General features: G+C 70.9%; 5 protein-coding genes. 3 read left to right on the top strand and 2 right to left on the bottom strand.

The window, feature by feature from the left end; all coding sequences use genetic code 11:
- Both ABZ749_RS25980 and ABZ749_RS25975 read left to right on the top strand, forming a co-directional pair.
- Positions 1 to 1,359: oligosaccharide flippase family protein (locus ABZ749_RS25980; RefSeq protein WP_357232308.1), on the top strand; the 1,359-nt coding region annotated here is incomplete at its 5' end.
- A gap of 1 nt (position 1,360) precedes the next feature.
- Positions 1,361 to 2,701 (top strand): O-antigen ligase family protein, encoded by a 1,341-nt coding sequence (locus ABZ749_RS25975; protein WP_357232305.1) that lies wholly within the window; start codon positions 1,361 to 1,363, stop codon positions 2,699 to 2,701.
- Between the two features lie 30 nt (positions 2,702 to 2,731).
- Here the strand turns inward: ABZ749_RS25975 and ABZ749_RS25970 are convergent, their stop codons facing one another.
- On the bottom strand, positions 2,732 to 4,870 hold the full coding sequence (locus tag ABZ749_RS25970; RefSeq protein WP_357232302.1) for a sialate O-acetylesterase: 2,139 nt from the start codon (positions 4,868 to 4,870) through the stop codon (positions 2,732 to 2,734).
- A 182-nt stretch (positions 4,871 to 5,052) separates the two neighbouring features.
- Here ABZ749_RS25970 and ABZ749_RS25965 point away from each other — a divergent pair, with 182 nt between their 5' ends.
- The gene (locus ABZ749_RS25965) at positions 5,053 to 6,081 is read left to right on the top strand and encodes an acyltransferase family protein (protein WP_357232299.1); all 1,029 of its coding nucleotides are present in this window, start codon (positions 5,053 to 5,055) and stop codon (positions 6,079 to 6,081) included.
- Here the strand turns inward: ABZ749_RS25965 and ABZ749_RS25960 are convergent.
- Positions 6,078 to 6,726 (bottom strand): hypothetical protein (locus ABZ749_RS25960; RefSeq protein ID WP_357232296.1); only part of this gene is annotated, 649 nt, incomplete at its 5' end. The two genes, ABZ749_RS25965 and ABZ749_RS25960, sit on opposite strands and share 4 nt — an antisense overlap.

Here is a 6,726-nt window from a genome sequence, read left to right as displayed (position 1 = left end):
AGTACGCCCTCCGGTGCGGTCGGCTCCGTCGAGCCGACCGCACCGCGGCCACGGTCGCATCGGCGTCCCCCGAGCGGACGCGACACCTTCCTGAAGCGGTCCGGGAAGTTCTTCACCGGCACACTGCTACGGACCCTCGCGCAGGGCGTGCTCTTCGTCCTGCTGGCCCGGGAGATGTCTATCGACACCTACGGGCTCTTCGTCGGTGTCACCGCCCTCGTCGCAGTGGTCTCCCCGTTCGCGTCCGCCGGCGCACCAAGTCTGATCTTCCAGAGCTACGCCGAGGCCCCCAGCGAGTGGGCCCGACACCTCACGCGGGGCCTGGTCCTGACCGTCGTCTTCGGTGTGGGCGCGACAGTGTTGGTGAGCGCGGCCGGGGTGGCGATCTGGGGTAGCGAGGTCAGTGCCGTCGACATGCTCTGCCTCGCTGCCGCGGACCTGGTGGCCTGGCGGCTCATCGAGGCCGTGGCCGCGTCGGTGCAGGCCCGGGGCAAGGTCTTCGTCGCCTCGGTCATCCCCGCCCTGCTGCACGTGTTCCGGCTGGTCGGCGCGCTGGCCCTCGCGGCGGCGGACGAGCCGATCTCCCTTCGGAACTGGGCTCTCACCGCGCTGGCGGTCTCCGTCGTGGTCTGCGTGCTGGCCACCTGGTACGGATTGCGCGGCGGAGGGGATGGTTCCTGGTCCGTCGGGCCGGCACTCCGCCAGGCCCGCAGCGGACTGCTGTTCGCCGTCGGCCTCTCCGCCCAGACGGTCTACAACGACATCGACAAGGTCATGCTGTCCCGGATCGGCACCACCGAGGCGGCGGCGATCTACGCTGCGGCCTACCGGGTGGTGGACTTCGCGTACACGCCGGCCCGGTCGATGTCCGCGGTCGCCTATCCCCGCTTCTTCGAGGTTGGCCGCGAGGGACCCCGGGCGGCGCTCGGGCTCGCCCGTCGCCTTCTGCCTCGCTTCCTGATGTTCAGCGTGCCGAGCAGCCTGCTGCTGGTCGGAATGGCCTGGACCATGCCGCTGATCTTCGGACCGGAGTATGAGGACGCGACCCTGGCACTACAGGGCCTCAGCGCGATCCTGGTCCTGAAGTCGATCCACTACCTGGCCGCTGACGCCCTCTCGGGAAGCCGACTCCAGGGCCGTCGTACGGTGTGCCAGATCGCGGTGGGCGTCGTCAACGCGGGGCTCAACGTGTGGCTCATCCCCGCCTACGGATGGCAGGGCGCGGTCGTGTCGAGCCTCCTGTGCGACGCTCTGCTCGGCATTCTGCTGTGGGGATGCCTCGTCATCGCCCTGCGGCGACACCCGCACCGCGATGCCGTCGTCGCACCGGCAGCGGCACCTGACCGAGAAAGGGTCTGACGTGACCACCATCTTCGGTGTCCTACTGACCGTCGGTGGCGTAGCGGTGGCTCTGTGGTTGATCCGGATGAGGCGGTCCGTCGCCACCGCGTTCGGCGACCCGGCATCGGCGGTCGCCCTGGTCGGCTTCGCGTTGCTCACCAACGCGGCCCCGGCGCTCGCCGGCAGCCACAGTTCGATGCTGATCGGCGTGCTGGTGGTCGCCCTGCTGGCCTGGCTGGTGCTCTCCGGCCGTGGTCTCCTCCGCGGCCCGTCCGATCTGTGGCTGCGGATCTCGCTGGCGATGGCCGGCGGCCTACTCGTCTGGTGCGCCCTCATCGACATCGTCACCGGCACCGGGATCTACGGGTCGCGGTTGCCGGCGTACGGGGCGGCCGGGCTCCTGCTGATCGCCGTCTGGATGATGGCCGCCCGCACCACGGTCAGCGTACGGGCGATGGCCTACACCGGGCTGGCGGTCCTGGCGCTGCTGGCCATTCCGACCGCTCTGTCCGGGCAGGCGGCGTGGCGGGCGTGCACCGGCGGGAAGCTGGAGAAGTGCTCTCTGGCCGGTGCGCTGTTCAAGAGCTTCTACAACTCCGAGAACTATGCGGCGATGCTGGCGTCGTTCACCCTGGTCGCCGCGTTCTGCGCGATGCGCCGCGCCGAACTGGTGGCGACGGCGTCGTTCTGCCTGCTGGTGATCGTCGCCACGGGCTCCCGCACCAGCTATCTGGCCGTCGGCGCGGTAGCCGTCTGGATGCTGGGCGCACTGCTCGTGCAGCGTCTGCGACCGAGCCCACGGATCCCCTTCGCGCTCTGCGTGGCGCTCGTCGTCGGCGCGCTGACAGCCGCCACCTATCTGATGTGGAGCGCGTCGAAGACCACGCTGAGCAACCGCGGCAACATCTGGGTCGCCGCCCGCGAGTACCTCAGCGGCCGGGAGGCCGTCGGCGTGGGCGTCTCGAAGTGGTACTACCTACAGGACATCGAGAAGGCACCGACCCACTTCTTCCACTCCGGGTACGTCCTGGTCATCTTCTCCGGCGGGCTGGTCGCGCTGACCCTGTTCGGTCTGTGGATGGCCACCCTGCTGCACCGCAACGTCGAGGACGGGCACGCCTTCACCGCCAAGGCACCGGTGGTGCTCCTCGTCGTCTACTCGTTCACCGAGGTCGTCTGGAACCCGCTGTCGGTGGACGGGCTGACCTGGATCATCGTGCTGCTGGCCCTCACCGCGTCGGCGTCCGCCGCCCCGGCCCGCAAACCGGCCCCGGGGCCGGTGGACCTGGTGGACCACCCAGGTCGGTTCGCCGCCCTCAGGCGGTTGACGGGTCGGCACGACGCCGCCGCCGCGCGGTAGGGACCCAGGACGCCACGCCGGTCGGAGTGACTAGGCAGCACCGATCGGCAGGCCCTTGAACGCCAGCAGACCGACCCCGGTGGCGTTGACGCACCAGGGTCCGGCGTCGCCCCGGTAACTCAGCCCGGTCGCGCCGTCGGCCGGGCCGGACAGGCTCAGCACGAGCCGCCCTCCCTCGCGGTACTCGACGGCGGTGACGGTGGCGGTGCTGCCGTCGATCGTGAAGTCGGTGCCCGCGCCGGCCCGGACCGTCAGCGGGTCGCCGCTACGGAGCTGAACCACCACCTGGGTACGCCGAGCGTCGGTGAAGGCGGCCGACCGAGGGTTCGGGGCTGACACGCCCTCGCTGGGGCCGCGGTGGATGTCGCGGGCCAACACGGCGAACGCCTGATCGCCCAACTCGCGGTAGCCCTGTTCCCAGGCGAAGTGGCAATCCTCCCGGCCCGACAGGGCCGTTGTCGACAGCACCGTCACCTTCAGGGTGTCGACCATCCGTCGCTGGGCCTCACGCAGCGGGCCGCCGGAGGTGTTCCCGCACGGTGAGCTGCCGACCTGGACGACGTAGTACCGGGTGCCGCCGGCGGTCCGGAAACCCACCTCCCGACGCCAGTCGGTCAACAGCGCGGTGAACCCGGCGACGTGCCCGTTGGCGTCGTTGTTGTCGGCCTCGCCCTGGTACCAGAACACCGCCCGGACCTCGCCGATGACGTTCGCGGCGCTGAGTCGTTGCCGCAAGCGGCCGTAGTTGGTGCGCAGGTCACCGGGGTTGCCGTCGTTGCGTTGGAAGAACGACACGACCTTGCTGCTCTCCGCGCCGTTGATCACGGCTACCGGCACCTGGTAGGTGTCCATGAGTCGGTGGGCCGCGCGGATCCCCCACTGGCCGACCGAGCCGGGCTGCCGGACCGTACCCGAGACGGCGTAGTTCCAGGTACGGTCCGCGCCGGAGAGGACCCGGTCCCCGGTGGTCGAGCCGAAACTGCGGACGTACGGGGACTCCTCGCCGATCGACGAGCCCCGGTGACTGGCCGCCACCGCGTTGGACTGGCCCTGGATGACGTACACGTCGCCGGACACCACGCCCTCCCAGAGGGCCGCCCGTCGGGCGACGCCGTCGCCGAGCACGTGCAACTCGAATCGGTACTCCCGCAGCGCGGCGGTGATCCGTTGCCGGAACGCGAACTCACCGCCGGGACCGATGGGCACCGTCTCGTCCCAGCCGTCGGCCCCGCTGACAACCTTGAGGCGTACGGCGCGGACCCGCGGGTCGGTAGCCTTTCCCGCCACCGGCACGACAGCGCCGCCGGCTGCGTCCCGGGGGTACAGCTGCCGGTCCCGAGGGTGCTGACCGACGGTGAGGACCGAGGCGCGGGCGTAGACCGTCAGCCGACGTTGAGTGTACGTGCTGGCGTTACCGGCGGCCGTCCAGTCGGGCTGACCGGTGGGGGCGGTCCCGATGCCCACCGACAGCGGCTGGACGTCCGAGGTGAAGCCGTTGACCGCGAGAACCGTCTGCGGGGGTGCCGCTGCCGGGCGGGTGGCAGCGATCGTGTGCACCTGGAAGGAGCCGTACCCGATCGACGAGTACACGTCGTCGTCGGCGTCGTACCGGTCGGTGGTGGCGCCCGGGACCTGGCCGGAGTTGACCGGCCCGTACTTGTTCGGCCACATCTCCAGATAGCCCGTGAGACCGGTGCCGGTGGCCAGGCCCGGCGCGTTGGTGGCGACCTCCAGATCGGCGATCCGTTGGCGGACGATCTGACCGGCGCGGGTCGGCAGGCCGAGGCGTCGGGCGTCGGTCGTGAACGGCGACATGGCGGTCCACACCCACTGCGTACCGGTGGGGCCGGTCAACTCCAGGCAGTAGCCGATCCGGTCGAACCCGCCGGCCACCGCCCCGGCCCGGTCGAACAGGAGGGCAAGCGGCCTCTTGGGGTCGTTCCGCTCGGGCAGGTCGAGGGCGCTGACCGGGGTGAAGCCGGCCATGCCGTGCGCGTTGGCGGCACAGGCGGTGCCGTCTATGGGCGCGACGGGCGGCGGGGTGTCCACGTCGGCTGCCGACCAGGCCGCGTCCGGCGCACCGGTTTTCGTCGGCCACCAGCCGAGCACGGGGACGGCCGCCAGGAGCAGGACGACCACCCCGAAGCCGATCCAGGCCGGTCGGGGCACCGATCGGAGGCGGGCCCACGGAGGGTGGGGACGAGACACCCGGGAAACCTCCACAGTGTGGGCAGCGTGTCGTGCCCCAGATTAGGCGATGCGGCATATCCGACGACGCCGGCACGACCTCCGGTCGAACCGGTGCTGATCCGGGGCGTAGGTCGGTCCCGCTGTCTGAAATGATGCCGGCCATGGCCGCAACGAGCACGACAACGGCGGCGGGTAACCGCTCCGCCGGTGTCGACCTCCTCCGGATTGTCGGAATCGCCGCGGTTGTCGCGGGCCACGTCTGGAGCGACAGCCTGACCCGCGCGGCCATCTACACCTGGCACGTTCCCGTGTTCTTCGTCCTGACCGGCTACTTCTGGTCGCCCGGTCGACCGCTCGGTGGGGAGCTGCGCAAGCGGTGGACGACCCTGGGCGTGCCCTACGTGGTGTGGTTCCTCATCCTGGTCGCGGCACTGCTCGCCGCCGACGCCGCGACCGGCCAGGTCGCACCGGGCACCATCGGTGACGCGCTCTACGGCGGCACGGCTGCGGTCCGACCGTTCTCCGCCTTCTGGTTCGTCTCGGTGCTCTTCATCGCGGCGGTCGCGTTCCGGTGGCTGGAGCGGTTCCCCGCCGCGGTCGCCTGGACGGTCGCGGTGGTCGGCCTGGTCACGGCGTACCTCGCGCCGAGCGTTGTCACCGCCGGCCCGCTCGGGCTTTTCCTGGTCCCGGCGTGCCTGGTCTTCGTGCTGGCCGGGCGGCTGCTGCGGCGGCTCCGCCCGCGTCTTCCGGCCAGCGCCGGTGCGGCGTCACTCTCGATCGGGGTCGGCTTCGTGCTGCTCGGCCTCAACCGGGACCTGGACCTCAAGGCCGGCGACTTCGGCTCCCCGGTGCTGGGGGTGCTGACCGCGGTCCTGATCAGCGTCGGTCTCATCCGGCTCGCGGAGGAACTCGACCTGCGTATCGGCGCGCGGGCGTCGCGGGTGATCAGTCGACTGGCCGGCTGCGGCATCGCCGTCGTGCTCAGTCACGCGGGCATCCTGTGGGTGCTGAAGACGCCCAGGTCCGGTGGGGTGCTCGACCTGGTCGCCGCTCTCGTGGTCCCTTGGGCGTTCGCGTGGATCGTCATCAGCACGCCGCTGGGCCCGTGGTTGACCGGCACCCGGATCGGCGGCTCCGCGCGGGCCGCCAGCGGCGTGGCACCCCGGCCGGGTGCCGCCCAGACGCACTAGAAACGGCTGTTGCGCCGCCGCGCCAGGAGCATCGCCACCGCCACCACGATGGCGACAGCGAGCGCGCCTCCGGCCGCGGCGATCACCGGCACGGCCCAGCTCGACCCGCCTGAATCGTCGCCGGGCCCCCGGCTGTCGACGGCCGCCTGTCGGTAGGACTGGGCCAGCAGGTTGGTCGGGGAGGTCCGCGCGGCCTCGTCGAACCGCGCGATGGCCTTCGACTCGTCTCCGGCGAAGTACGCGTCGAGGCCGCTGCGGTACTGGTTGTCACCCTTGCCGAGAGTGTTCGTGACGCCGGCGGCCTGGAGGAGGGCGGTCATGGCGGAGACCGGCACGACGAGGCGGTTCGCCTTGTCAGGCCGCAGAACGTCGTTGTCCAGCATTCCCACCACGCGGCCGCTCGGGTCGATGGCGATCCCGCCCCGCGAATAGAGCCCGAGATCCTCATTGATCCGGTACGGGTTCAGCGGAGTCGAGGAGTCGATCCCGGTCACGGTCACCGTCTTCGACAGCACCGTGTAGGTGGCGGCGCGGAAGCTGGTGTCGGTGGTGCCGTAGCCCAGGACGAGCAGTGACGTCTCCGGGCTGACGCTGGCCGACGTGTTCAGCTCCGACGTGGGCAGGTTCTTCTGCTCCAGCTTGATC

This window comes from Micromonospora sp. NPDC047753 (genome assembly GCF_040642735.1).
GTDB lineage: Bacteria > Actinomycetota > Actinomycetes > Mycobacteriales > Micromonosporaceae > Micromonospora.
The sequence above is the reverse complement of the archived record's forward strand: the minus strand, read 5'-3'. Positions and strand labels throughout refer to the sequence as shown.